The sequence below is a fragment of the Kurthia massiliensis genome, from assembly GCF_000285555.1.
Classification (GTDB): Bacteria; Bacillota; Bacilli; order Bacillales_A; family Planococcaceae; genus Kurthia; species Kurthia massiliensis.
This window is the reverse complement of record NZ_CAEU01000079.1, coordinates 1-563: the sequence shown is the minus strand read 5'-3', so window position 1 is coordinate 563 and position 563 is coordinate 1. Positions and strand designations below refer to the sequence as shown.

1 protein-coding gene is annotated in these 563 nt (G+C 38.4%); it reads right to left on the bottom strand.

From position 1 onward, the window contains the following. Nucleotides 1–430, bottom strand: a 430-nt coding sequence (locus tag KMHG_RS16995; RefSeq protein ID WP_010285649.1) for an RNA-guided endonuclease TnpB family protein, incomplete at its 3' end; no start/stop codon positions are given. Nucleotides 431–563: the final 133 nt, after the last annotated feature.

The window sequence follows — 563 nt, the reverse complement described above, 5'->3', positions numbered from 1 at the left end:
TGTCACGAGATTTCGCAAACTTCACAAGCCCTAATTTAGGTAGTTTAATTTTATTACCGATAATGGCAATGGAACCTTTGTTATTTTTGGTTGTATAACTTTGAACGGGATTTTTCTTACTTTTGAAACGTGGGTATTTGTTTTGCTTTTTAAAGAAACGGTCAAAGGCAGTTAATAAGTTTTCGTAGGAGGCTTGTAATGCCACACTGTCTACGTTACGTAGCCAAGCAGTATCATCTTGTTTTTTCAGCTTTGTGAGCATTTTGGACATAATGGAACGATTTAATCCTTTTCCTTCTTCTTTATAGGAAGTATTCCACAACTCAAGAAAATGGTTGTAGACAAAACGACAGTGACCATGTGTTTGGTGAATGAGCGCTTGTTGATCTTTATTTGGATAGATACGGAACTGGTAAGCTTTATGCGGCATGACAAACACCTCCTTTTCCTCATATTTTAATAGGAACATGTGTTCTTTTCAACAAATTGGCACGCGCAAAAAGTTTGCGTTCGCATTCATCCCCTCCCTACTCACTACGTTCCTTGAGGGAGGGGTATTCTGC